The organism is Paenibacillus sp. FSL H7-0442 (assembly GCF_038593105.1).
Classification (GTDB): Bacteria; Bacillota; Bacilli; order Paenibacillales; family Paenibacillaceae; genus Paenibacillus; species Paenibacillus polymyxa_D.
Map to the genome: position 1 here is coordinate 5,741,102 of NZ_CP151963.1, position 26,550 is coordinate 5,767,651.

Genomic DNA, 26,550 nt, shown 5'->3' on the forward strand with positions numbered 1-26,550 from the left:
GTTCACCCTATTTCTTTGATCTTGTAATAGCTTCACGCAGCGGAAAGGCCAAATCAATAATACCTATAATGCGGAGCGGCTGGAACACCAGAACGATGAGCGACAGCAGCAACGCAATCACCGGGCTCATTTTACGGCTATGCGTCCAGAAGTATACAAAACCAATTGTCTGGATAATAAAACATGCATGAATCAGCGGCAGCATACTAATGGAGACCATTTGAATCCAGCCGCTATCGGAAGACCCTGCTATCCATTCAATTACAATTGCCAGCAGATAATACCAGATCAGCGCGCGCGGTAGCCTCCACTCGCGGGCAGGCTTCATTTTGCGTACTGGTACATCGAGACTGCTCAATGCCGGACGTGCCAAAGCGTGCGTAATCACTGCCAATATGAACGAGGTCACGATCAGCACATACGGAATTTTTCCAATCAGCATTGTGCCGAGTTTCTGCGTATCCTCTGCCGTCCAATTCATGTTTGAAAACATCGGATTAGCACTCAAAACCTGCTGTACAATACTTGCCGATATCGCAGCCTGATCACGAAGATACTGTGCAAGATCAAACCCAAAGGAATACGTGGCGATAAACAGAACAACCAACAACTCGGCTAAAATAATGCCCATTCCGGTCATTAACACCTGAAAAGCAGGTCCTCCCTTTTTATATATCCGTCCCATCATGATTGAAGGAATCAGAAAATAAATCGCAGGGAGCAGCGAATACACATCGAGTAGCGCTATAATGAGCAGCACCGGTATGACGTGGACCAGAAATCCTTTGAAAGGCAGCGATGAAAACAATACAGCGCCAGGCACAATCAGTAAAAATACGGTAATGATTCTTAATGGTGTCAATAGAGTCAGCAGCAGAAGCAAATAAATGACGCTCCATGCTACAGTTGCCAAGCGGAATTTCAACGTTTTCACCTCTTACGCATATGTTCTTCCAGTGCGGAAATGTCCTGATACCAATCCTCCAGCTGGTGTCCTTCTTTTCTGTGCTTTCTTAGCTTGTCGATGAGTAGATCATCCAATTCACGGTAAGACACTCCAAGGCGCCTCCCCAAAATATAACTGCTCATCACTAAGCTCGCCAAGCAATCACCAATGCGGGCTGTACTGCCTTCCCACATTGCCTTAAACAAACGGGAGACTTGGTCCAGCACCTCTGTTTTAAGCCATTCAATAACCTTGGCTCGTTTAACTACATCCATTTCTTTAGGCATATGATGAAGAGTCACACCCCTCTGAAAAAGCTTTATTCTCCATTATAGCATATCCTATTCTGAAAATAACTGTTACCCCATAGGGTAAATTGTTATTTTCGGAGCAGCTTTGTTGCTTATTTTAGCTTGAAGTATTAAGCGATTCTCTGGATACAAATTTTTCACAATACTCAATAATCTGGCTCCGACGTACAATGCCAATAAACCGTTCCATATCATCTACAACGGGCACAAAGTTCTGTACCTTAGCCAAATTGATTAAATCCTCCATGTTAGCATCAATGGACACGGGCTTCATCGTAACCCGCAACGGAACGTCCTTAAGCATAAACTTAGAAGCGTTTTCAAAGGTGATTTTCCCCTCGGACTCTTTCATATGCCACAACAGATCACCTTCTGTAACCGTACCTGTATATCTACCTTCCTTATCTAAAATAGGAACCGCTGTAAAACGGTGATATTCCATCCGTTCCAACGTTTGCCGTAAAGTAGCATCCGCCGTTACACAAGCAACTTCCTGTTTGGGAAGCAAGAAAAAAGCGATATTCATGAGAAACGAATCCCCCTCAAAATCAAATATAAATCAATTGATTATTCACTGAATGTCCTGCTTGTCGGGAAGCCTCAGCGTCTGCGGGGTTGTATCGGAATCTAGCCAGTTGGCAATTATGAGTCTGGCATATTCAAGTTCCTGTTCATTAGCCCGGTCATAATACAGGCCCTTCTTCTTGAACCCTTCCCCCGTAATCGTAAAACTTGAAATTTGCGGATTCCCCTGTGAAATAGCCTGCTTGCCAAGCCCAGTAATAAAAGTAGGTTCCATGTCGGTTTTGAAATTGGCTCCCATAATATCGAGCAACTCTGGAATCTTGGTAATTCCGTTGATATTCAGCAGCTTATCCGCCATAGCGTTCAGGAAAATTTGCTGCCGTTTGGTACGGTTGAAGTCGCTATCTTCCCGATATCTAACATAATACATGGCTTCCTCACCATTATAAAGCGGCTTGCCCGCCTCAATACGGAACTTGATATGCAGCGGATTCTTATTCTCAATGGGCTTGTCGATTGGAAGCACAACTCCACCCACTGCATTCACCGCATCCTGAATACCCTGGAAATTAATCGTAGCATAATAATCGGCCTTATGCTCCATCAACTTCTCTACTGTAGCCATGGACATATCTTCGCCTCCGAACGCATAAGCATGCCCCAACTTATCAAAATCATCCTCGCCATCGCGATTCGGATCATGTCCGGCAATCTGTACGTACGTATCCCTTGGAATAGAAACCAGAAGCACACGCGATTCCGCGGGCCGTACTACCGCATACATAACCGTATCCGAGCGACCACGCGCCTTTTCATTGGGTCTTTGATCCGTACCCAATAACAGTACCGAAAAAGGTTCCTTACGGTAAGCTACTGTCTCTTGCTGCTGCTGTTCCCCGGATTGTCGGGGCTGATAGGATTTCTCCAGCTTGCTTTCCAACGTCGGTGATACAAACCAGTCAAAAGCCACCAGTGTCAGCTGTTTGCGGAACAGGTAGCCTCCCAATGCAATCAAAAATAAAACAATACATGAAATATATAGAGCGGTAAACCTCTTTTTCTTTTTGGTCTTTCCACGGGTCCTTCTCCTATGTCTTCTCTCCATAACCGGTACCTTCCTTCTTTCCGTCACAAATCCCATCTCTTCATTAAACCGAATTGATCCCTCATGAAGCGAAAACTTCCCCTCAAAGCATAAAAGGTCTGCTACCTTGTTGTCAAAAGTGTCATGGCGTGGTCAGCTCCTCGAATTCATACCAAAAAGGGCCTCGACCTCACGGTCAAAGCCCCAATTCATGTTTTTATTCGTATCCTATGTAGCTTTCAAAGTCATTTTTCCCTTAATGTGGAGCCAGTTTCGCCAAATTTTGTAGTCGCACCGGAAAAGAAGTCGACAGGGCAAAACCATAATCGAACAACCTCCGGGTCTGCTCAAAACGCTCTTCCTTGCTCGGAGCACCCAGCACCACAGCAACTAGCCGTCTTCCATGCTGCTCAGCGGTACCCGTGAAGCAGTATCCAGCATCGCTTGTGTACCCTGCTTTCAGTCCGTCTGTTCCTGCGTAAGAGTACGGTCCAGCCAAGGAAGGCAGCATCCAGTTCGTATTACTAATGTAGATGCCTTTATCCTTCAACTCCATCTGCGTACGGCTGGACGTTCTCAAAATCTCCGGGTGTGACGTAATTAAATAGGAGGCCAACTTCGCCGTGTCGCTTGCTGTCATTTTCGTTTCGCCCCGAATATCCTCAGGGTGATTGGGCCCCAATTCACTCTGACCTGCCCCCGAGGCATTGCTGAAGCGACTATCGGATGACAACCCTATTTGGGCAGCCTTTCCATTCATACGCTTCACAAAAGCTGATTCATTCCCTGCTGAACGCTCGGCTAACGCGACAGCGGCATCATTCGCTGAATACACAACCATACTCTGGAACAATTCGGATACGGTCATCCTTTCACCATACCGGAGGGACAAATTCACACCGCCCACCGTACTCGCGTAACGGCTAATTCGCACTTCATCATTCCAGCCTAACCGTCCGGCCCGAATATCCTCCAGCACCAATAGCTCAGTCATGAGCTTGGACATATTTGCGGAAGGCATAGGCGTATCACCGTTCACATCCATCAGTAATTCCCCAGTATGCATGTCCATCAGCACCGCGGCCTCTGCATCCACATTCGGCTTTCCGATCAACAGGCGGGGTCCAAGCGTAATAAAAATCAATATAATAAGTAACGGGACGACAATAGCCCAACGTATCCAGTGTTTTTTCATCATCGTAATAACCTCCATACTCTATTAGACGATGAAAAATCCATTTTGTCTGCAATTTTTCGAAAAAAAGATACAATTTTTTTACCTTTTTTATTCCACGCCAAAATATCCGTCAATCCTGCTTTCAGGATGACGGATATTTTGCCTCCTAATTATATATTTTAGGCAAAGTGACAGGCTACGAAATGGTGATCGCCCGCATCTCGATATACTGGAGTCTCTGTTTTACAACGCGCTTCTGCCATAGGACAACGTGTATGAAACTTGCATCCTGAAGGCGGATTGGCCGGAGATGGGATGTCTCCTTTCAACACAATCCGTTGTCTCTTAATTGTGGGATCAGGAATTGGTACTGCCGATAGCAGTGCCTTCGTGTACGGATGCAGCGGATTACTGAACAGTTCCTCCTTGGAGGAAAGCTCTACCATTGAACCCAGATACATCACACCAATCCGGCTACACAGATGCTCGACTACACTTAGATCATGCGAGATGAACAGATAGGTCAATTGGCGTTCCTGCTGCAAATCACTTAACAAGTTAATGATCTGGGCCTGAATAGACACATCCAGAGCAGATACCGGCTCGTCAGCCACAATAAAATCAGGATTCAAAATCAAAGCCCGTGCAATCCCGATCCGCTGACGCTGACCGCCAGAGAACTCATGCGGATACCGATCATAGTGATACGAGGACAGCCCGCAAATGTTCAGCGTTTCATTGACCTTCTTCCGCAGCTCTCTACGATCAATCAACCCGTGGTCCAGCAACGCCTCTCCAATGGCTTCACCGACCTTAATTCTCGGATTCAGTGAGCTAAAAGGGTCCTGAAAGACGATTTGCAACTTCGGACGAAGCGCACGAATCTGCTCTTTGTTTAACGCATGCAAGTCTTCACCTTTATATCGTACCGATCCCTCTGTCTTATCCATCAATCTGAGAATTGTTCGTCCAATCGTACTTTTGCCGCAACCCGATTCTCCTACCAGACCGAAGGATTCACCCTTATGAATGTTAAAGGATACATCATCGACTGCTTTCACATGTCCGACAGTACGCTGAAAAATCCCGCCTGTGATCGGGAAATACTTTTTCAGCCCTTCCACTTGAATCAAAGGCTCGCTCATATCCGTTGCCCTCCTTCTTTCTCATATAGCCAGCAGGCAACCTTATGACCATTCTCCTTTTCATTCAAGGGAGGAGCCTGATCCTTGCAAATTTGCATACAATGGGAGCACCGATCATGAAAATGACAATTTTCCCCCAACTCAATCGGGTTTGGAACCTGTCCTGGGATGGAATACAGTCGATCCATTTTCTGATTAATGACGGGCTTCGCCTTTAGTAAGCCTTGAGTATATGGATGCTGCGGATTTTTAAACAGCTCAATGACAGGCGCCTCTTCAATGACGTTTCCAGCATACATAACGACCACATAGTCAGCCATTTCTGCCACAACGCCTAAGTCGTGCGTGATGAGCATAATGGAGGTTTTAAGCTTATCCTTCAAATCCCGCATTAAATCCAGAATCTGCGCCTGAATCGTAACATCCAGTGCCGTTGTTGGTTCATCCGCAATCAATAGCTTCGGATTACAGCTTAATGCGATGGCAATCATGATCCGCTGGCGCATACCGCCACTCAATTCATGAGGATAGGAATGAAATATTTCTTCCGATCGTGAAATCCCCACCAAATTAATCAGCTCAATTGCCCGAGCATGTGCTTCTCTTTTACTCATTAATGTATGCATCAGCAATGGCTCCGTGATCTGTTCCCCAATCGTAAGCACGGGATTCAGAGAAGACATGGGCTCCTGAAAAATAATCGAAATGTCATTGCCGCGAATCTGCTGCATTTGACCTTTATTAAGCGTTAAGAGGTTTTTGCCCTCAAACCAGATTTCACCGTCTGAGGTGTGGGGAGAATCAATCAGCCGCATCATCGTCATCGCTGTTACACTCTTACCGCAGCCAGATTCCCCTACCACACAGAGCGTTTCACCCTCACGAATTTTAAAACTGACGTCATTGACCGCTTTGACAGTTCCGCTAGAGGTATGAAAGTGGGTTTTCAGGTTACGAAATTCAATCAAAGCATTTTTCATAAACGTTCGTCTCCTACTTCTTCATTTTAGGGTCCAGTGCGTCACGCAAACCGTCGCCAATCAGGTTAATCGCTACAACTGTAATGAGAATACACATTCCCGGTGGAACCCATATCCAAGGCCGTTTGCGGAAGTCAATTAGGTTATTCGCAGCCGATATCATATTCCCCCACGAAGGTGTGGGCGGCACAACACCGATTCCCAAGTAGCTGAGCGCAGATTCTGTAATAATCGCACCCGCTACTCCAAGCGTAGCCGTAACAATAATGGTAGGAATCGTGTTCGGCAGCAAATGCCGGAATATTTTGCGACGGTCTCTCAAGCCTAGCGCTTCCGTCGCCTGCATGAACTCCTGTTCACGCAGCGTAAGAATCTGCCCTCTGACCAGACGGGACAAGCTAGTCCAGCTCAGGACCCCGATAATGAGCATCAGAAAATAAATGCGATTCGACGGATCGACCTTCAAATCCGACAGAACAGCACCTAAAATAATAAGTAGCGGTAATGTAGGGAGTGCCATGAAAATATCGGCAATCCGCATAATAACCGTATCCACGCCTTTACGATAAAACCCTGCCAGCGCACCCAGCGTTGCGCCGATCATGACCGAAATAAACGTGGCGACCAGCCCTACCGTCAAGGAAATACGGCCAGCCAGCATTGTTCGCAGCAAAATATCTCTACCAAACTTATCCGTACCGAGCCAGTACTTAGCATTAGGCGATAAGTTTTTGTCAGCTAGCCTGTAATCATCTAAATGATAAGGTGAAATCATCGGTCCAAAACTACAAATGACAACCATCAGAATTAATATAACGAGACCAGCCAAAGCCAGACGGTTTTGGTTAAAACGGCGAACGGCGATTCTCCATGGAGACGCTTCAGGACGGATCGCCGCCTTTTGATTCGTTTCAATCGTGACTGTTTCTGCGGACAATAGTATCCCTCCTACTTCAAGCGAATTCTTGGATCTGCCATGCCATACAATACATCAGAGAGCAAATTACCGATAAGCGTAAGTAACGCTAAGAAAATCGTGAAGCCCAACATAAACGGATAATCCCGCATACTAATCGACTCCAGATAAACCTGACCCACACCTGGCCACACAAATACCTTCTCCAGAATCATCGCCCCGCCAAATAAGGCCGGAAGCTCGAAGCCGAGTAGTGTGATGGCTGGAATCAGTGCATTGCGCAGTGCGTGCTTGAAAATAACTGTCCGTTCCTTCAAGCCTTTGGCGCGTGCGGTACGAATATAATCCTGACGAATGACCTCCAACATGCCTGTACGGAAATACCGGGTCAGGCTTCCTGTGCTCAGCATCGTAAGTACGAGTGTCGGCAGGAACATATGCTTGAGAACATCCACCATATAAGCCCATGAGCCTGGCTCCATCCCTGCTGTGGTCATGCCCCCAACCGGGAGAATTCCCCACTCCAGGGCAAATATTTTGATGACCAATAGACCAATAAAAAATGAAGGCAGCGACATACATAAGAAAATAAATAATGTGACAAACTTATCGAATAACGAATATTGGAACTTGGCTGAAAATACCCCTGCAATAACCGCAATCAACCAGCTGAAAATAAGACTAAAAAAAGCGATAATAAATGAGTTCCATACATAATTGCCAATGACCTTCGTTACCGGCTGCTTATGCTGTAATGAATCCCCCATATTCCCCTTTAACATATTACCGGCCCATATAAAATAGCGTTGGTATTCCGGTTTATCCAGCCCGTAGATATGTCGTAGCTGCTGCGCCTTTTCGGCGGTCATATTTGGGTTCTGCTTGGCTGTAATATAATCACCCGGCACCATGGCTGAAATCGCAAATACGATAATAGATATGCCAATAAGTGTGGGGATGAGTTGCAGCAGTCTTCGAATAATGTACTGCTTCATATTCATTCCTCCAGACGAATAAAGTGATATGCCCAGCTCGTGAGAGCTGAGCATACGTTTGGCAACCCTTATTGAGCGATCTGAGCGTTATGCAGAGTGAACTCAAAATCTTTGTATGGAGTAATTTCTAAGCCAGATACACGTCCATTAACTGGCCACATATCTCTGCGTTGGTACATAAAAATAGTTGGCAGATCTTTGTTCAATTCTTGATAGAGCTGTTTGTAAATCTGTTTCCGTTTCTCTTGATCCAGCTCATGCTTACCAGCAAGCGTTAGTTCATCGACCTTCTTATTGGAATAGCCGATATCATTTTGTGCACCATTCGTAATAAAAGTTGTTGTATCCGGGTCTGGAGTTAAGCCCCAAGCCGCGAAGAACATATCGAACTTGCCTGTATCCTTTTTATCCATAATGGCGTTAAAATCTAAAGTTTCGGAAGTCAGCTTGATGCCTAGCTCCTTATAGTTATTGGACATGATCGGTAGCAAGGCCTCTACAACTGGATTATCAGCAGTCGCAGAGAAGTTAATGGTCAGCTTTTCTCCGCCCTTTTCGCGAATTCCGTCAGCACCAACCTTCCAGCCTGCCTCATCCAGCAAAGCCTTCGCCTTAGCTGTATCAAATTCATATTTGTTGATACTTTCATCCGTATAAGACCAAGATTCTGTAGATTGTGGAATGTTAATAACATTCGCATATGGACCATACACGCCCTGCACAATCTCCTTGCGGTTTAACCCAATAGTTAAAGCCTGACGTACTTTAGGGTCCTGAAATTTCTTTTCCTTGTGATTAAACGCTATATATCCATAGCCATTTGTCGGCATAATATTCACGTCCAAGAAGCCTAGAGCCTTTAATTCCTCTACATTGTCTTCCGTAACTGTGATGTTGTCCATGTCCGTTTCGCCCGTTTGCAGCATAGACAGGTTCGTTTCTTCTGTTGTTGTTTTAAAAATAACTGATTTCACCTTTGGTGCGCCCTTGAAGTAGTTTGGATTCGCTTCAAGAACGACTTGCTGACCCGGAGAGAAGCTTTTCAGCACATACTGCCCGGAGCCGATTGGTTTATTATTAAGCGCCTTGATGCTGTCCAGGTTACCCTTTTTGAATCCTTTTCCATAATAAGCTTCTGGCATAAAGTATTGCTCACCCAGAAAATCCTTTGTATACGCTGTTGCTTCTGTAACCGTTACCTCTACCGTGTTATCATCAATGACCTTGATACCCGAGATATCATTCGCCTTGCCATCGTGATATTCTTTACCGCCTTTAATCTTAAAAGATAAAACATCCGTTTCTCCATCATAATTCGGATCATGCAGTACCTTGAGGACAAAAGCATAATCCTTCACGGTTACTGGCGTGCCATCACTATACTTCACACCTGGTTTCAGATGGAATGTATATTTTAGACCATCCGGCGATACATCAACCTTGTCAGCCAAACTATTTTCATATGTACCATCTGCCTTCACCTGTAAGAAGGAATCAAATACCGTTCTGACCACATATAAATCATAAGTTGTTTGCCAGAAGAGCGGGTTAAATACCCCTTTAGGTGATGTCATGCCTACTACAATGTTATCTTTCCGATTCGTCGCTCCCGGAGGATTTTGCGACAGATCAGTCGCTTTAATAACGCCCTCTGTAACGGGTGCACTACCTTCATTTCCCTCTGTTTTATTATCCGCATTGCCTTGCTGTGGCTGTGCCTCATTAGCACCTCCGCTACATCCTGCAAACAGAACACCAACGATCGTAAGCACCATAAGCAAAGAAACCCATTTCTTCGTCTGCATCATCCTGTTAATCCCCCTTAGTCGGTTCTTTATTTAACAGCCTGTCTCATTCCTGCGGTGATTCGTTAAAGCTTGAGGTTTGAAAATGAAGTTGCACATCCTCCTTACTGTCCTAATAACGTAAACGCGTGTTTTAGACCTCTGGTCAATTTTGTGTACTAACAACCATTACATTTTTATTAAGGTTTATCTTAAGTGTAAAATAATATCACGTCAATATCTTTTTTTATGTAATATATAAATGCAAAACATCTATTTATGTAAAGTTTATGAATTTTACTTGTGGAAAATGACAAAAAACAGGACTCTATGTAATATAAAATAACATTTCAGAATGCCGAAATATTTACTCTGGCGAGTTGGGGAGCTTGCAATTTCACAAGCCATTAAAAGGTATACTATCGTTTATGGGTAAACATGGATTGTATTATTAGTAAGTTACAATAGATGGGACTTGTTGTCAATATAAAAAATCACGAAAAAAGACGCTCCCGGGATCGGGAACGTCTTTTTTTCCACCCACTACTATTCAGTAGTGTAAGGAAGCAATGCGATTTGACGGGAACGTTTAACAGCGATTGTCAACATACGTTGATATTTCGCACTTGTTCCAGTCACACGACGAGGAAGAATTTTTCCACGTTCGCTGATGAATTTTTTAAGCAGGTCTGTATCTTTATAGTCAATGTGAGTAATTTTGTTCACAGTGAAGAAACATACTTTACGACGTTTGTTGCGACCACCACGACGAGCTGGTCTTTTGTTATCGTCTCCGCCTTCTCTTTGTCTGAAGCCCATTCTTTGTCAGTCCTTTCCCAATTAAAATGGTAAATCATCATCCGAAATATCGATCGGTTTTCCGTCATCGGAAAAAGGATCCTGATTGTTTCGCGAGTTATTATTCCCGCGTCCACTATTGCTGTTACCGCCTCCGAAAGGAGACTCCTCACGCGCAGCTCCACCGCTATTGCCGCCATCGCGGTTAGATTCCAAGAAACGCACATTATCAGCTACAATTTCAGTCACGTATACACGTTTTCCTTCATTGTTCTCATAATTACGCACCTGAACACGGCCTTCAACAGCCGTTAAACGACCTTTGCGAAGATAGTTAGCGCATGTTTCAGCAAGCTGACGCCAGGTTACGATCGGCAAGAAATCCGCTTCCCGTTCGCCGCCTTGACTCGTAAACGGACGGTCTACAGCCAGGGTGAACTGGGTTACTGCTACACCAGACGGTGTATAGCGCAGCTCTGGATCTTTGGTCAAACGACCGATCAGAATGACACGGTTCAACAATCCAATCCCCTCCTTTGAGCGTTGTTCATTACATAATCACGTACAATAATTAAGCTACGTCGTTCGTAATGAGATAACGAATTACTTCGTCAGAAATTTTCATGATACGCTCAAGCTCAGTAACAACAGCAGGTTCTGCTGTGAAGTTTACCAGAACGAAAGAACCATCACGGAATTTCTTGATCTCATACGCAAGACGGCGTTTAGTTACATCGTGACTCGTAATTTCGCCACCGCCGTTAGAGATGATACCTTGGAATTTATCGACTGTCGCTTGAACAGCTTCTTGTTCAATGTCAGGACGAATAATATACATCGCTTCATATTTGCGCATTCTTTACACCTCCTTATGGACATAAGGCCCTCAATCTCAGTTGAGAGCAAGGAACGAGCCTAAACTCGCACTAAAACAGTTTACCAAATCCAACAACTGAATGCAACCTACAAATTCGAAACATAAGCCTAAAACAGCTAAATATACTGCATATCATTAGCTTTATACAATTTTATATAACATCAAAAATTTCGCATATATAAAGGAAATCATTTGATTCACTCACTATCTGTATACCCGGTTTCGCATGTTTCTGTTCAAGACAGCGCACAATAACCGTTGCAGTCCAAATTCATTTATCTAAGGAGGTGCCACCATATGGGTGAAAAGACTGAGTTCGAACCAGGGGATAACGTCCCAAACGACGGCGTATATATGGAGGTCGGAGAAAAAAGCTTCCATACTGAAATTCAAAACCCGCAACAAGTAACGCTGGAAAGAGGCGACTCTTTTCCGGAGACCACCAACCATAATCGCAAATGGAAGAAAAAAACGAAAGCTCGTGTCCACTAATGTATATTTCTTAGGAGTTCTGGCCATATTATGATTAGGCGATACAACAGAGAGGTGTGGTTCCGTTGGACGACGTAGCCGGACAAACTGTTAGGAGATCCATTCCGGGCATTAGAAGCGTTAGGTTTGTGTAAAAGGACACTGTCTTTTCGACACGGTATTGCTGGTCAGTACACCGAGTTTCATGATGTGATTGGACAGATCGTATCCTGTTAAAAATGTATCGCCTACGATGGAGGACCTTTGTGGTCCTCCTTTGTTGCATTATCGGACTTTTTGCATATCCTGGTAAAATGCAGATTAATTGAGCTCCTTCTGCTAGAATATATCCAAGTACAAAGACCTACTATCTACGGAGGTTTAAAGATGAGCTATTCTCGAATATTAAAGTGGATATCAGGTATATTCGAATTGGTGCTTGCCGTACCAATTGTGGGGGGAGCTATTGTCATGGGGACCGGCTACTCGGCTCTGGGATTTATGCTTATCCTGCATGCAGTAACACTTATCCTATCGTTACGCAATCAGGAGGCGATCTACGGCTCTGTATGGGGAGTACTCACTTCTTTGCTGGCCTGGATACCCTTTGTGGGCTGGGCTCTCCATTTGATTGCGGCGATCCTTCTGATGATCTCTGGCTCAAAAAAAACAAAACGTTATCATTACCCGCCTAACCAGCTATAACAAAAGAGTGCTCCTAACGGCAATAATTTCTCCGCTGTCAGGAGCATTTTTTTGTTATAACGCCTTATTCATCCCAATAGATTTGTAATCGTTTCTTCCTTTACCCTCATGGTTTATCTTAGTGCTTTTCACTTTATCACAATCTGTTGACCTTTTATTCCACAAACAAAAAATCCCCTACGTCACAGACGTAAGAGATTGGTTTATTTAATGAAGTTAGTGGCGGAAAGAGTGGGAGTCGAACCCACGCACGCCTTGCGACGCCTAACTGATTTCGAGTCAGCCCCCTTAGACCTCTTGGGTACCTTTCCGCAGCAAGGATAATTATATCATCATTGCAACTGTGACGCAAGCTGATTCTGGTTCATCGCCATTCATCTTTCTTGGCTCAATTTGCTTCTGTGTTTTGCTCGTCGGCGTTAGCCTTTGATCGCAGCACTTTCTTCATGTTTTTTTCGAACTTGGCACGCGGAATCAGCACACTATGCTGGCAACCGACACATTTGATTCGAATATCCATCCCCATGCGGATAATTTCCATTTCATTCGTTCCACACGGATGGGGCTTCTTCATCTGTACAATGTCCCCTAGTTCAAATGACTTACGCTCCACCCTTCTCTCCCCCTTTTCTTCCTTGTTCGTCTTCTTTTTCTAGGGTTACCGCCGTCTCCAATGCTGCCTGACGATGTTCCTCATCCTCCAGAGCCTTCTTGATGTTATTCTGAATATCACGCTCTACCACTGCCCCTGTATTCGGCATACATTCTGCCACAACACGCACAATATACTCTGAGGTGGTCATGGACTGAACCCCTAACACATCCGGTATATTAAGTATCTGTACATTGGATTCTTCAATGCCTTGGATTGCCTGTTTTACCAAGCCAACTGCTTCCTCCAGGCTACGCTCGGCCTTCATTGGCACATCCACTACCGCCAACGCGTTGGACATGGAGAAGTTTGTTACCGTTGTAATTGAGCCATTCGGTAAAATATACACCTCACCTTTCCAGCTCACCAGTCTGGTTGTACGCAGCCCGATCATTTCCACTGTACCCTTGAAAGTACCTGTCTGAATGACGTCTCCTACGGCAAATTGATCCTCAAAAATAATGAAAAATCCGGTAATTACATCCTTAACCAAACTCTGTGCCCCAAAACCAACAGCCAATCCAAGCACTCCAGCTCCAGCAATCAGAGGGCCGAGATTAATGCCCATTTGCGATAGTACCAGCATAATTAAAATGAAATTAAATACAATATTGGTTACGTTTTTCAGCAATTCCCCAACAGTGGTTAACCGCCTTGTGTTCAATCGAAACCTGCCGTTGTCTCCTTTTTGTTGCATCGACTTATCTATAATTTTATTAATAACTCGAATAAAGATACGTGTGATGATAAAAATAATCGCGATTTTCAAAATCACAAACAAAAGGGTCGACCACATCGTACTATCGGTAAGCCATTTCCATACAGCATCCTTCCAGTGAATCGCATCTTTCACTACGTCATCCGTACCTACATTACCGGCTAACCAATGTATAAAAGTCATGCTGTACTCCTCCTTAAACAAGGGAACTACTCTTCCTGCTTCCCGAATTCTATTTTGCAAAATCCTCACTATATAAGCTTATCTACCGACTTCAAACATATGGCTATGAATATTCTACTTCCTGTGAGTATAAAAGCATAAGTTTATCCATATACTAGCTACTATCTTGAGCATAAATGTTACCCGCAGGCTAATTGTTATCTCAAGGTACTGCGAGCGCAACCTTCACACTCCACTACAGAGCGAAAGGAAGATTCCATGACTCATCCATCTGACTTCATTCCGGGGCAAGAACCCCTAAGTTTAAAAATACCACACACAGATCCCGGGATCCAATCAGCCATCATCCATCGTCTACTGTTCCATCTCCATCAGGCACCGAGTCTGCAAAATATCGTCATTATTTGCATCGGCACTGACCGTTCTACTGGAGATTGTCTGGGTCCGCTCGTAGGTACGCATTTATCACGCTACAAAAGCCCTCTGTTTAACCTATACGGTACATTAGAAGAGCCTGTACATGCCATGAACCTGCAAACGACACTGAACGGCATACAAGCCCGATATGAACAGCCTTATATCATTGGTATAGATGCATGTCTTGGACAAACCTCCAGCGTTGGATGCATTCAGGTTTCAGATGGTCCTCTCAAGCCTGGAGCAGGTGTAAATAAAGAATTACCGCCGGTCGGCGATATCCATTTGACTGGTATCGTTAACGTCGGCGGCTTCATGGAATACTTCGTGCTGCAAAATACAAGACTAAATTTGGTAATGAAATTATCAGATATCATTGCTGGCAGCCTATACTCCGCGATTAAGGAGTGGCACTACCGTTCTGTCCTGCTTGCTGCGCAAGAGTGACGGCTTCTTTTTCTTCAGGTGATAAGGAATAGGTGGATTGTCCCGCTTCTAGAGGCTTGGCATACACATATGAGCCATCTCGGTTATAAATGCCGGTTAATACCATACCATCCTGATTGTCGTCTACAATAGCCAGAGAGAAGCTTAAATCGCTTCCTCTCTCACCAAAGGCATTATAGCGTTTGATGCCTATATGTCCCTTCAAGCCTGTCAGTTTACTACGTAGTGATTTCATACTTGCACGATGGGTTTCCTGCTCATCCTCAATCGTATCCATCTGTACCTTCAAATCAATCAACAGTGTTTCCAAATTCTCGACACCACTGCCTGCCATCATGGTTTCATACTTTCGCCGCATCTTCTTTAGCTTTGCACCCTGCACAATAATAACAATCAACAGGATGAGCAAAATAAGCACGATCCCTGCAACGATTCCGGCAAGCTGTTCCATGATTAGTCCATTCAATTCAGCCATATGCTTGCTTCTACTCCTCTACCCCAAAAATCATATTACTGCATACTTATATTTTATACGTTTGAGAACAGCGAAACAAATAACACAAGGCTATTAGTTTATCCATCAAAACCATTCTAATTCCTGCAATTCCAGACAAAGCAAAGACATATCTCACTTTCCATTTTGCTCAAGGAGACATGTCCATATTTCAACAAACTACTGTAATAGCTCCAGTAATCTTTCCAAATCCTGCTGACTGTAATAATTCAATTCAATTTTGCCTTTATCTTTATTGTGCTTGATCTTCACAGTTGTTTTAAAGCGTTCACGCAAGGACTCTTCCATATGGTCAATATAGGGGTCCTTTTTTCGTACCTTTGCTTTGGCTTTCGCCTCACCAGGCTTATGATCCAACTGCTGTACGGCTTCCTCCAGCTCGCGAACACTCCACTGCTGTTCAATACATTGTTGTGCTAACTGTTTCACCATGTCTGGATCTTTGAGGCCAACAATAGCTCTAGCATGTCCCATAGACAATGTTCCACGTGAAACATGATCTTTAACTTCTTCAGGTAATGCGAGCAAGCGAAGGAAATTGGCAATATGAGAGCGTGATTTCCCCACTTTCATGGACAACTCTTCCTGAGTTAAAGAAAACTGATCCATTAATCCCTGATAAGCTACTGCTACTTCCATAGCATTCAAATTCTCACGCTGCAAATTCTCAATCAGAGCAATCTCCATCACCTGCTGATCCGTAAAATTACGAACAACCACAGGTATCGTCGGATTCCCACAAAATTGAGATGCCCGAAATCGTCTTTCCCCGGCTATGATTTCATATCCTCGCAATACACTACGTGCAATAATAGGTTGGATAACACCGTGCTGACGAATGGACTCGGCTAATTCCTTAATGGACTCTTCATCAAACGTTTTGCGAGGCTGGTACGGGTTCGCACGCAACTGGCTTAGCGGAATGTCAACAACCTTATCCTCTTCATTGACCGTAAGGGAGGGAATGAGTGCATCAAGTCCTTTTCCCAACCGTTTACTCATAAGATACCACTTCCTTTGCCAACTCAATATATACCTCTGCCCCACGGGAACGGGGATCATACGTAATAATGGACTGGCCATGTGAAGGTGCTTCGCTGAGTCTCACATTGCGTGGAATAATCGTCTGATAAACCTTGCTTTGAAAATATTTTTTCACTTCTTCAATCACCTGTATACCCAAGTTCGTGCGAGCATCAAACATGGTTAACAACACACCTTCAATTTGCAATGAGGTGTTCAGATGTTTTTGCACTAATCGCACGGTATTCAACAATTGACTTAATCCTTCCAATGCGTAATATTCACACTGGATTGGGATAATGACTGAATCGGAAGCCGTCAATGAATTGAGCGTCAAAATACCCAGCGATGGTGGGCAATCAATTAGTATATAATCATAATTATGCTTAACGAGTTGAAGCGATCTTTTTAATCTCAACTCACGGGAAATAGTCGGCACCAGTTCAATTTCCGCGCCTGCTAACTGAATGGTTGCCGGAATTATATCTAATCCCTCAACCTGTGTACTGACAATAGCTTCGCTAGGATCAACCTCGTTAATGAGTACATCATAAATACAATTTGCCACATCCGCCTTATTGATACCCACACCGCTGGTTGTATTACCTTGCGGGTCGATATCCACGAGCAATACCCTTTTGCCGAGGGAAGCAAGTCCGGCGCCCAAATTAACGGAAGTAGTTGTTTTGCCTACTCCGCCCTTTTGATTGGCTACGGCTATTATTTTTGACACTTCATTCACCTCATAATTTAATCGGAATCCTGCTACACTCCATACCTGCAAAACGCTCTATGGAGACGTTACTTAGTCCTTATCTTAGGGATAACGGCAATTTCAGAATAGAATTGAGTATGCTGCGGTTTTATTCGGCGTTAGACAGAAAAAGCGGCAATTGCTGCCGCCTGTACGCTTCATCCCTTACTTACGTTTGGGAATTTGAATGACAATCTCATAGTGATCCTCATGATCAGATTCCTTGGTCTTGATATCCAAGCCTGAGCCAGACACCATATCAATGGATTGACGAATTGTATTCAGCGCAAGCCGGACATCCTTGGTAAAGGAAATCCGCTTCGATTTCTTATTAGTAGATACTTGTTTATAAAAGGCAACTCGTGCCTCTGTCTGCTTCACATTGAGTTCCTTGGCAATGACTTCATCTAAAACCTTGTACTGTAGTTCTTCAGTCTCTAATGACAATAATGCACGAGCATGACGCTCGGATACCTTCCGTTCCATTAGAGCCTCTTTCACTCTCTCCGGTAGATGAAGCAGCCGTATCTTGTTAGCAATAGTGGATTGGCTTTTGCCAAGTCGTTGAGCGAGGCTTTCCTGGGTGAGCTGATGTAGATCAATCAGCTTTTGGTAAGCTACAGCCTCTTCAATCGCAGTTAACCCTTCCCGTTGAAGATTTTCAATCAACGCGATGGATGCAGCTTGTGAATCATTAAACTCACGAACAATAGCTGGAATAGATTCCATACCCAGCTTGGTGACAGCTCTCCAACGACGTTCCCCTGCTATAATCTCATATTGCCCATTACGGAAACGAACGACAATCGGTTGAATTACACCATGCGTCTTAATGGTCTGGCATAGCTCATCAATCTTCTCGTCGTCAAATATGGTACGGGGCTGATAAGGACTGCTGACAATATCCCGAACTGGAATTTGTTTTATTTCGTCCCCAGTAGATCGCTCCGTCAAACCAAATAGCTTGGAAAATTGTTCTTTCATTCCGTATAATACCACCTAATTTCATAATAGCACCATACTAACAGCGCTTCGTGAAAAACAGTTCCTTACGCGGATCGTAGACCCTTCTATATGAAACAGCGCCGTAAGCGGGTACACTCCACGTACTCACCCGACATTTGTTGTCCCACTCCCCTATATGTATATCTGAATTCATGGGTATAGGAGCAGTCAACTTACATTAAAACGATTATCTCTATTCTATCACTTTTCCAGCCATAATCCTATCGTCTCTACCAGCTTTTCGGAAGGATCAGAGAATAAATTATGCATCCTCTTTGATCCCCAAATGTAAACAAGAACGCATGTTAGCAAAGAGGCTTTTATGTAAAGAGTCTATCAGCCATAAAAAAAGTGAATGTTTCACGTGAAACATTCACTTTCTTTCAAACATTTACACTAACGGCGCCTTCAAAGGAGTACCCGGCTTACGCGGATATTTCCGTGGTGTCGCCGCTCTTTTCTCAATAATAATCATATGTCTGGCTGCATCTTCAACAGGTAACTGGAAGGCCTGAACATGTTTGATTTTTCCCTTTAGCTCTTTCAAACTGTAAGAAGCTTCCTTGATTTCCTCGGTAGGATCATTGCCCTTCATCGCGGCAAAGTGTCCTCCTTCACGGACAAACGGCAAACAAAATTCATTCAATACGGCGAGACGAGCAACCGCTCTGGCTGTCACTAGATCATAGCTATCACGGTATCCTGGTTTACGCCCCAATTCCTCTGCCCTGCTGTGAACCAGTTCAACATTTTCCAAACCCAACTGCTCTACTACATGGGCCAAGAACTGTATACGTTTGTTCAACGAATCTACAATAGTCAACTGAATCTGCGGAAAGCATATTTTCAAAGGAATACCTGGAAAACCTGCACCTGACCCAATATCGGCCAGGCTTTCCACATCTTTTAACGGAACATAAAAAGCCAGGGAAAGAGAATCATAAAAATGCTTGGTGTACACTGCATCGCGCTCAGTAATACCCGTCAGGTTCATTTTTTCATTCCACTCAACCAGCACACGGTAATATGCTTCAAACTGCTCTAACTGACTGTCATTAATCACAATACTATGCTCTGCCAGCCGCTGCTTAAATTGCTGTTGTATCGCGTCCATTATGATCCCCTTGCTGCTGTTACGCGGTTATAATGCTCCAGATAAACCAGCAAAATGGAAATATCCGCAGGGGTTACACCCGAAATACGGGATGCCTGACCAATCGACATCGGACGGATCTTTTCAAGTTTCTGCTTGGCTTCAATGGCCAGTCCTTGAACTTCATTGTATACAATATCCTCTGGAAGCTTCTTCTTCTCCATCTTTTGCAGACGCTCCACATGCATCAATTGCTTTTCAATGTAGCCCGCATACTTAATTTGGATTTCCACCTGCTCCTGTTCTTCCTCCGTAAGAGCTATAGGTGAAGGTGAGATTTGTGCTACTTGCGCATAACTGATCTCTGGTCGACGTAGCACCGTTAACAAATTACTGCCATCCTGTATCGGTGCAGATCCGCCTTGCTCCAGCATCTCATTGATATCAACTGGACGAACCTTCGCCAAGCGCAAGCGTTCAATCTCTTGATCTACCTTTTGCTTTTTATCCAAAAAGCGCTCGTATCGTTCATCCGTAATTAGGCCAATATCATGCCCAATCGGAGTCAATCGCAGATCAGCGTTATCATGACGCAACAACAGACGATATTCTGCACGTGACGTCAGCAAGCGGTATGGCTCATTCGTCCCCTTCGTCACCAGATCGTCAATCAGGACCCCGATGTAGCCTTGCGAACGGTCCAATACGACAGGCTCTTTGCCCTGCACCTTACGAGCTGCGTTAATCCCTGCCATAATTCCTTGACCCGCAGCTTCTTCGTAACCGGAAGTACCGTTAATCTGACCTGCTGTGAACAAGCCTGGGACTTTCTTCGTTTCCAAAGTAGGCCATAACTGCGTAGGTACCATTGCATCATATTCAATAGCATAGCCGTTACGCATCATCTCTACCTTTTCCATCCCCGGAATCGAACGCAGTACAGCTAATTGTACATCCTCTGGCAAGCTGGTCGACAAGCCCTGAACATAGTATTCAGATGTGTTTTTACCTTCAGGCTCCAAAAAGATTTGGTGCTTAGGCTTATCACTGAAGCGTACCACTTTATCTTCAATAGATGGGCAATATCGTGGTCCCGTTCCTTCAATCAGACCAGAGAACATAGGCGCACGGTGCAAATTATCATTAATAATCTGATGTGTTTCTACTGAAGTATATGTCAGCCAGCAAGGAAGCTGTTCATTATCCGAAGACTTCGTTTCATAGGAAAAGAACTTCGGTTGATCATCACCCGGTTGTATTTCCGTTTTGCTAAAATCAATCGTGTCCTTATGCACACGTGGTGGCGTTCCTGTCTTAAATCGAACCAGATCAAAACCCAGCTCTCTCAAATGCTCAGACAATCTCAACGAAGGCTGTTGATTGTTCGGACCACTCTCATACATTAGCTCGCCCATAATGATTTTCCCGCGCAGATAAGTGCCTGTGGTCAGGACAACTGCTTTACTTCGATACTCTGTGCCCGTCTTCGTGATTACACCTACGCAATGACCATCTTCCATAATCAGTTCTTCAACCATACCTTGGCGTAAGGTCAAATTTGGTTCCTTTTCCATCGTTTCCTTCATCGCATGCTGATAAGAGAACTTGTCTGCTTGTGCACGCAATGCATGAACCGCCGGACCTTTACCAGTATTTAACATTCTCATTTGGATAAATGTCTTGTCTATATTCCGACCCATTTCGCCGCCCAGTGCATCAATTTCTCGCACCACATGCCCTTTTGCAGGACCGCCAATAGACGGGTTGCAGGGCATGAACGCGACCATATCCAGGTTAATTGTGATCATCAACGTGCGACAGCCCATCCGTGCTGCTGCCAAGGCCGATTCTACACCTGCATGGCCCGCGCCTACGACAATCACGTCATAGTCGCCTCCTTGGTAACCCATACCTTTCTTACCTCCTTATACATTTCGGTCTTCACGCCGAATATGCTCTTGTATATCTATAACGATAGCAGGCTTATATCAGCCATGCTTAAATGTTCTATTTGCCTAGACAAAATTGTGAAAATATTTGGTCTATTAGCGCATCATGCGCAGTATCGCCTACAATCTCACCCAAATGCTCCCATGCCAGCCTTACATCAATCTGGATCATGTCGATCGGAACAAACTGATCAGCAGCTTCATAGGCATCTACCAGCGATTGGCGCGCCTTCTTCAACAAAGCAATATGCCGTACGTTGCTGACATATGTCATATCCGCTGATTCCAGCTTGCCGCTAAAGAATAACTTGGATATAGCCTGCTCCAGTCGGTCCGCTCCCTCATTTTCCTTCACAGACATCGGTACGATAAGCTCTTCAGGAACATAACGCAGCAACAAATCCCGGTCTACCTGGGCCGGTAAGTCCATTTTATTCATAATGACAATCGCTTGTCTACCGCGGATTTGTTCCATTAATGCCATTTCATCCTCATGCAGTGGTTCGTTGGCGTTAATGACGATGAGTAGCAGATCTGCTTCACTAACCGCCGTTCTCGAACGTTCTACTCCAATCCGTTCCACAACATCCATCGTTTCACGAATCCCAGCTGTATCCAGCAACTTGAGTGGAATATTATTAATCGTCACATATTCCTCAATAACGTCACGGGTTGTGCCCGGAATATCGGTCACAATGGCCCGCTCGCCCTGAGCCAATGTGTTCAGCAGTGATGATTTCCCCACATTTGGTCTTCCAACAATCGCTGTGGTCAACCCTTCACGCAAAATCTTTCCCTGCTCCGCCATATGCAGCAGCCGATCAATTTCCATCATGACCTGACTGCTTTTATCCTTGATTAAATCAGATGTAAAAGATTCAACATCATGCTCAGGATAATCAATGTTCACTTCAATATGAGCAAGTGTCTCCACCAAAACATGACGCAAGCGACGAATATTCTGGGACAGCTGTCCATCTACCTGCTTCAAAGCCACCGAAAAAGCTTTATCTGATTTGGAGCGAATTAAGTCAATGACACCCTCCGCCTGACTTAGGTCAATACGACCATTCAGAAAAGCACGTTTCGTAAATTCCCCTGGCTCAGCCAGACGTATATTTTGCAGCAATAGTAAATCCATCACCCGTTTGACGGCTACGACCCCGCCATGAGTGCTGATTTCTACGACATCTTCTGTCGTAAAAGAGCGTGGCGCCCGCATTACTGTAACTAAAACTTCCTCCACCTTTTCCTGGCTTTGGGGATCTATAATATGTCCATAATGTACCGTGTGAGTTTGAGCTTTGCTTAGAGGCGTTTTACTACGAAACAAAGCCTCCACTTCCGTGACCGCATCTGGCCCGCTGACCCGTACAACCGCAATACCGCCCTCGCCGACAGCCGTTGCAATGGCAGCTATAGTATCGCTCAGCATAAAGTTTCTACCTCCTATCAAGTAGAAACGACATTGCCGTCCTTCATCAAGGACGGCAGCCGTTTCAGCGAGAAATATAAGAAAAAAAGCAATGGCTTCTGCATCTTGCAGAGAGCCATTGCGTCGGATTATTTTTTAGCAATGACGACGCGCCGATTGGGCTCGTCCCCCTTGCTGTATGTTCTAACCAGCGCATGCTGTTGGAGCTTGGCGTGAATCAGCTTCCGCTCCTGTGACGGCATTGGCTCCAGCACCACTTCCTTGCCATAACGAATAGCCTGGTTCGCCAACCGATCTGCCAAATCCTCCAGCGTTTTTTGCCGACGTGCACGAAATTGCTCGGCATCCAGCACAATTCGGATGAATTTGTCAGAATGACGGTTGGCAACGATATTCGTCAGGTACTGCAATGCATCCAATGTCTGTCCTCTGCGGCCGATCAACATACCGAGCGACGGACCGGAGATATCCAGTGTACTTTCATCCTTGCGGTGGCGGACATCAACTTTAACGTCCAATCCCATTCCTGCTGCTGTTTCACGGATGAAACGCACCGCCTCTTCATAAGGATCTACATGTCCCGAAGGTGCTTCTGTGTTCATCTGTGCTTCCTGTGCAACAGGCCCAGTTTCTTCTGATAAAGCCTGTCCCACGCTAGAAGGTGCTTGAGCCGATACATGAAATTCAGCCGCGTGTGTGGTTTCAGGAGACGGCTCAGAGAGCAGCGTAAGCTCCACCTTCGCCTTCTTGACCCCGAGCCACCCCAGGAATCCTTTTGACGGCTGTTCCAACACGCTTACGGTTACCCGTTCACGGCTTACTCCCAGTTGGGAGAGTCCTTGTCTTACAGCATCTTCAACGGTTTTTCCTGATGTCACGACTTTGGTCATCTCGACTTTTTAGCCCCCTTCGTGTTTTTGCCGCCTTTTTTCTTACTATTGGAGGAACCCGTTTTCGCGAGACTGGCTGTTTTCACATTTGCCAGTGCTGCTTCTTTATCCTTATTCCGATAAAGGAAATAGTTTTGAATGATCGTGTAAATATTACTGTAGAACCAGTATAACGGCAAAGCGGATGGGAAGTTGTACGACATGAACAGAATCAGCACCGGATAGACGTACAGCAAAAATTGCATCGGTCCTTGCTGCGGCGTCGGATTCATTTTCATCATCATCCAAGTTTGGACAAATGTCGTAATCGCCGCCAAAATCGGCAAGATAAACAAGTGATCCGGTTTACCTAACTGGAGCCACAAGAAGTCATGATCCCGCAATGCCGAGTTATAATAAATGGCATTATAAAGCGCGATGAAAATGGGCATCTGTACTACCAAAGGAAGACAGCCAGCCATCGGGTTGACCTTGTTTTCCTGGAACAACTTCATCGTCTCTTGCTGGACTTTCTCAGGCGTATCCTTGTACTTCGCTTGAATTTCTTTTAATTGCGGCTGAATGGCCTGCATAGCTTTGGAACTACGTACTTGCTTGAGTGTAAGCGGCAAAATAATGGTTCGCACGATAATCACCAGAACCAGTACGGCCAGGCCATACTCTCCAGAGAACCATTGGGCAAATGTATCTAGCGCATACGAAAACCAGTAAACGACATATCTTTGCCAAACTGATCCATTGGCCAAGTCTGCCGTCGTGTAAGAATTGTGGGCCGTCTGGGCACATCCGGACAGCACAGCAACAAGTGCCAATAAGGCAATCAGGAGGAACCATTTTCCCCGTTGAGTCTTCAAACGCGACACTTCATAACCCCTTTCTTAACCAATCCATTCCAACGTAAATCATACCATATCCTGTAGGACAAAGATACTGACTATCGGCGTGAAGACTTGAGCAGCGAGGCTTTGCGTAGAACGTGCAGCACGCTTTTCTCCAGCTCTTGATACGACTTAGTAACTGCACCCTTACGAACGATAAAAATCAGATCAATCTGCTCCACCAATTCATGCTCATGATGGCGCACAATTTCCTTAACGATTCTGCGCATCCGGTTGCGAACTACTGCATTGCCGATCTTCTTGCTGGCCGAAATTCCGACGCGGAACTGCTCTACCTCTCTGCGGCGGAACCAGTACACCACAAACTGATGGTTGGCAAAAGATTTGCCATGGCGGTATACGCGCCCAAAGTCCGCCCGGTTTCGTAGACGCAATTTTTTTTGCACGGCGCTTCTCCTTGCTCATCTCTTTTACACATGTCGGTAAGCTAACCTTTACCTTTTATATAGTAAGAAGTATGGACAACATTCCAACATGGTAATCTCGCTTATTTTATATCCGTTTTCAAAAGCTTCATCTAATATAGGACAGGATGCTGGGCTTCTCCCTCTTCTTTCACTACATTTTTACAACAAAAGAAGAAGGGATCGCATCCCTGAATACCTCAATTATGAAAAAAAAGACCACCGTAGTGGTCTTTATGCACGCATTACGCACTCAATACTTTTCTACCTTTTTGGCGACGAGCTGCCAAAACTTTACGGCCATTCTTCGTGCTCATTCTTTTACGGAAGCCGTGAACTTTTTTACGTTTGCTGACATTCGGTCTGAAAGTCGGTCTCATTGTGCTGCACCTCCTTACAAGGAATACGTTTTATATGGAATATACCTAACATAGCAATCTCCACAAAAAACACCTTTGTACATTTAACCACAAATAGCGGTCAAAGTCAATGTACTTATAAACCCTCTTCCTCTTTTTCCCCTTCAGGAAGCCTCCTCCTCTTTACCCCGCTGACTCACTTCACTCTTTTATTCCCTTATTTCATAAAATTCCTTTCGTCTTTCCTCCATTATCAGCATTCTATTTGTAGTTTTCACTCCTCCAAAACTGTCCTTTTTACATTTATTCATTCTGTAACTTGAATCCATCCTATTTTCAGATCGACGTTATCAGGTTCGTTCAAAAATATTGTCGGAAACGTTACCGGAAATTTTCAACAGAAAAATAAGCCTCTGTGACCAAAAGGCAACGGCAATTATACACAGATTCACAAAAAGAACTGAATTGTGATTTAAATGGTCATAACCTGTGCATAACATTTTAGAGCGAAAAAGAGTTATTGTCGAAAACTGAACAAATTATAAACAATATCTTGTGTTGTGAATAAAAATTGTACACAACAGATTGAATTTGTGGATAAATAACCACGAGTCATTGAAATACAAGGCTTCTTTTGCTATGATGATATTACTTTTGAATGTGAATATGTTGTTTTACCCTCCATATTATCAACACCCTGTGGATAAAGTTGTGAACAAGTTCAATTTATTCATCTTTTTATTTTTGTGCGGATTCGGGATTCTGGGGATATATTCTACATTTTTCATTTGATTTCGACATATTGCAGTCCCGTTTTGGCCTGCGGGATCAAGAGAACGGATCGTGCCGCACATTCCCTCCTGAGAAATATCGCCTTTCTTCTGCTGGTCAGCAGCGGAATTTCCATTAGCTATTTTTCAGGGTCATTTTGTGCTGCGTTCTCTCACCACACTGCCGCATGTTTTAGGCGGCGGTATGTCTTTTTATGGCCTTCAACAACATTTTTGTGATTTTAGGCGTTTTGCCGAAGCGCCGAGAGCAGCTCTCTGCAGCTTAATTCGGTAAAATGTCAGGATTTAAAAGGAGTGACGTCT

Annotated in this window: 29 protein-coding genes and 1 tRNA gene; 3 read left to right on the forward strand and 27 right to left on the reverse strand. The window is 44.5% G+C overall.

The features are described 5' to 3' along the window. Positions 1-7: 7 nt before the first annotated feature. From MHH57_RS25430 to rpsF, 13 genes are all read right to left on the reverse strand, one after another. The gene (locus MHH57_RS25430; protein WP_342434686.1) at positions 8-925 is read right to left on the reverse strand and encodes a DUF2232 domain-containing protein; all 918 of its coding nucleotides are present in this window, start codon (positions 923-925) and stop codon (positions 8-10) included. Between the two features lie 5 nt (positions 926-930). Further along, entirely contained in the window at positions 931-1,233 is a 303-nt protein-coding gene (locus MHH57_RS25435) for a MazG-like family protein (RefSeq protein WP_013312791.1), read from the reverse strand. A gap of 121 nt (positions 1,234-1,354) precedes the next feature. Beyond that, positions 1,355-1,783: a CBS domain-containing protein gene (locus MHH57_RS25440; RefSeq protein WP_013312792.1), complete on the reverse strand. Its 429-nt coding sequence runs from the start codon at positions 1,781-1,783 to the stop codon at positions 1,355-1,357. A 45-nt stretch (positions 1,784-1,828) separates the two neighbouring features. Then, positions 1,829-2,887 (reverse strand): LCP family protein, encoded by a 1,059-nt coding sequence (locus MHH57_RS25445; RefSeq protein ID WP_340933804.1) that lies wholly within the window; start codon positions 2,885-2,887, stop codon positions 1,829-1,831. A 235-nt stretch (positions 2,888-3,122) separates the two neighbouring features. Continuing rightward, positions 3,123-4,064 carry a D-alanyl-D-alanine carboxypeptidase family protein gene (locus MHH57_RS25450; RefSeq protein WP_340933807.1) on the reverse strand — a complete coding sequence of 314 codons (942 nt, stop codon included), beginning with the start codon at positions 4,062-4,064 and terminating at the stop codon, positions 3,123-3,125. A gap of 158 nt (positions 4,065-4,222) precedes the next feature. Next, positions 4,223-5,188, reverse strand: coding sequence for a dipeptide ABC transporter ATP-binding protein (locus MHH57_RS25455; protein ID WP_029518952.1), 966 nt, complete (start codon positions 5,186-5,188; stop codon positions 4,223-4,225). Continuing rightward, on the reverse strand, positions 5,185-6,168 hold the full coding sequence (locus MHH57_RS25460; RefSeq protein ID WP_069012451.1) for an ABC transporter ATP-binding protein: 984 nt from the start codon (positions 6,166-6,168) through the stop codon (positions 5,185-5,187). Before MHH57_RS25460 ends, MHH57_RS25455 begins: the two co-directional genes overlap by 4 nt. A gap of 13 nt (positions 6,169-6,181) precedes the next feature. Continuing rightward, the gene (gene opp4C / locus MHH57_RS25465; protein ID WP_029518954.1) at positions 6,182-7,105 is read right to left on the reverse strand and encodes an oligopeptide ABC transporter permease; all 924 of its coding nucleotides are present in this window, start codon (positions 7,103-7,105) and stop codon (positions 6,182-6,184) included. Between the two features lie 11 nt (positions 7,106-7,116). After that, the gene (locus MHH57_RS25470) at positions 7,117-8,079 is read right to left on the reverse strand and encodes an ABC transporter permease (protein ID WP_023991143.1); all 963 of its coding nucleotides are present in this window, start codon (positions 8,077-8,079) and stop codon (positions 7,117-7,119) included. 68 nt (positions 8,080-8,147) lie between these two features. After that, positions 8,148-9,887 (reverse strand): ABC transporter substrate-binding protein, encoded by a 1,740-nt coding sequence (locus MHH57_RS25475; RefSeq protein WP_342434687.1) that lies wholly within the window; start codon positions 9,885-9,887, stop codon positions 8,148-8,150. 522 nt (positions 9,888-10,409) lie between these two features. Continuing rightward, positions 10,410-10,682 carry a 30S ribosomal protein S18 gene (gene rpsR / locus MHH57_RS25480; RefSeq protein ID WP_013312800.1) on the reverse strand — a complete coding sequence of 91 codons (273 nt, stop codon included), beginning with the start codon at positions 10,680-10,682 and terminating at the stop codon, positions 10,410-10,412. A 21-nt stretch (positions 10,683-10,703) separates the two neighbouring features. Next, positions 10,704-11,183, reverse strand: a complete 480-nt coding sequence (gene ssb, locus MHH57_RS25485) for a single-stranded DNA-binding protein (RefSeq protein WP_069012449.1) — start codon at positions 11,181-11,183, stop codon at positions 10,704-10,706. A gap of 49 nt (positions 11,184-11,232) precedes the next feature. After that, positions 11,233-11,517, reverse strand: a complete 285-nt coding sequence (gene rpsF / locus MHH57_RS25490; protein ID WP_013312802.1) for a 30S ribosomal protein S6 — start codon at positions 11,515-11,517, stop codon at positions 11,233-11,235. A 318-nt stretch (positions 11,518-11,835) separates the two neighbouring features. Between rpsF and MHH57_RS25495 the strand changes: the two genes are divergently transcribed. Further along, a complete protein-coding gene (locus MHH57_RS25495; protein WP_029518958.1) occupies positions 11,836-12,030 on the forward strand; it encodes a YjzC family protein in 195 nt (64 codons plus the stop codon). Between the two features lie 366 nt (positions 12,031-12,396). Beyond that, positions 12,397-12,714, forward strand: coding sequence for a hypothetical protein (locus MHH57_RS25500; RefSeq protein ID WP_029518959.1), 318 nt, complete (start codon positions 12,397-12,399; stop codon positions 12,712-12,714). Between the two features lie 220 nt (positions 12,715-12,934). Here MHH57_RS25500 and MHH57_RS25505 read toward each other — a convergent pair. The 3 genes from MHH57_RS25505 to MHH57_RS25515 form a co-directional block, all read right to left on the reverse strand. Continuing rightward, a tRNA-Ser gene (locus MHH57_RS25505) sits at positions 12,935-13,025 on the reverse strand. Positions 13,026-13,102: 77 nt separating this feature from the next. Further along, complete coding sequence (locus MHH57_RS25510; RefSeq protein WP_025723137.1) at positions 13,103-13,327, reverse strand: DUF951 domain-containing protein; 225 nt, start codon at positions 13,325-13,327, stop codon at positions 13,103-13,105. After that, a complete protein-coding gene (locus MHH57_RS25515) occupies positions 13,317-14,267 on the reverse strand; it encodes a mechanosensitive ion channel family protein (RefSeq protein ID WP_340933823.1) in 951 nt (316 codons plus the stop codon). Before MHH57_RS25515 ends, MHH57_RS25510 begins: the two co-directional genes overlap by 11 nt. 258 nt (positions 14,268-14,525) lie before the next feature. On the opposite strand from MHH57_RS25515, the gene yyaC reads away from it, so the two are divergent. Further along, positions 14,526-15,131: a spore protease YyaC gene (yyaC, locus tag MHH57_RS25520; protein WP_165145432.1), complete on the forward strand. Its 606-nt coding sequence runs from the start codon at positions 14,526-14,528 to the stop codon at positions 15,129-15,131. On the opposite strand, the gene MHH57_RS25525 is transcribed toward yyaC, so the two are convergent. From MHH57_RS25525 to rpmH, 11 genes are all read right to left on the reverse strand, one after another. After that, positions 15,085-15,606, reverse strand: coding sequence for a DUF4446 family protein (locus MHH57_RS25525; protein ID WP_165145430.1), 522 nt, complete (start codon positions 15,604-15,606; stop codon positions 15,085-15,087). The genes yyaC and MHH57_RS25525 overlap by 47 nt on opposite strands. Positions 15,607-15,804: 198 nt before the next feature. Beyond that, on the reverse strand, positions 15,805-16,647 hold the full coding sequence (locus tag MHH57_RS25530; protein ID WP_029518964.1) for a ParB/RepB/Spo0J family partition protein: 843 nt from the start codon (positions 16,645-16,647) through the stop codon (positions 15,805-15,807). Continuing rightward, positions 16,640-17,401 (reverse strand): AAA family ATPase, encoded by a 762-nt coding sequence (locus tag MHH57_RS25535; RefSeq protein WP_023991152.1) that lies wholly within the window; start codon positions 17,399-17,401, stop codon positions 16,640-16,642. Before MHH57_RS25535 ends, MHH57_RS25530 begins: the two co-directional genes overlap by 8 nt. A 186-nt stretch (positions 17,402-17,587) precedes the next feature. Continuing rightward, complete coding sequence (noc, locus tag MHH57_RS25540; RefSeq protein ID WP_029518966.1) at positions 17,588-18,406, reverse strand: nucleoid occlusion protein; 819 nt, start codon at positions 18,404-18,406, stop codon at positions 17,588-17,590. A gap of 412 nt (positions 18,407-18,818) precedes the next feature. Continuing rightward, positions 18,819-19,541 (reverse strand): 16S rRNA (guanine(527)-N(7))-methyltransferase RsmG, encoded by a 723-nt coding sequence (gene rsmG / locus MHH57_RS25545; protein ID WP_029518967.1) that lies wholly within the window; start codon positions 19,539-19,541, stop codon positions 18,819-18,821. Then, the gene (gene mnmG, locus MHH57_RS25550; RefSeq protein WP_029518968.1) at positions 19,541-21,430 is read right to left on the reverse strand and encodes a tRNA uridine-5-carboxymethylaminomethyl(34) synthesis enzyme MnmG; all 1,890 of its coding nucleotides are present in this window, start codon (positions 21,428-21,430) and stop codon (positions 19,541-19,543) included. Before mnmG ends, rsmG begins: the two co-directional genes overlap by 1 nt. Positions 21,431-21,527: 97 nt before the next feature. Next, positions 21,528-22,904 (reverse strand): tRNA uridine-5-carboxymethylaminomethyl(34) synthesis GTPase MnmE, encoded by a 1,377-nt coding sequence (gene mnmE, locus MHH57_RS25555; protein WP_165145428.1) that lies wholly within the window; start codon positions 22,902-22,904, stop codon positions 21,528-21,530. A 128-nt stretch (positions 22,905-23,032) separates the two neighbouring features. Then, entirely contained in the window at positions 23,033-23,794 is a 762-nt protein-coding gene (gene jag / locus MHH57_RS25560) for an RNA-binding cell elongation regulator Jag/EloR (protein WP_069012579.1), read from the reverse strand. Continuing rightward, the gene (locus MHH57_RS25565; RefSeq protein ID WP_029518972.1) at positions 23,791-24,657 is read right to left on the reverse strand and encodes a YidC/Oxa1 family membrane protein insertase; all 867 of its coding nucleotides are present in this window, start codon (positions 24,655-24,657) and stop codon (positions 23,791-23,793) included. Before MHH57_RS25565 ends, jag begins: the two co-directional genes overlap by 4 nt. Before the next feature lie 71 nt (positions 24,658-24,728). Next, positions 24,729-25,079, reverse strand: coding sequence for a ribonuclease P protein component (gene rnpA / locus MHH57_RS25570; protein WP_029518974.1), 351 nt, complete (start codon positions 25,077-25,079; stop codon positions 24,729-24,731). Positions 25,080-25,342: 263 nt separating this feature from the next. Next, positions 25,343-25,477, reverse strand: coding sequence for a 50S ribosomal protein L34 (gene rpmH, locus MHH57_RS25575; protein ID WP_007433250.1), 135 nt, complete (start codon positions 25,475-25,477; stop codon positions 25,343-25,345). Positions 25,478-26,550 lie beyond the last annotated feature (1,073 nt).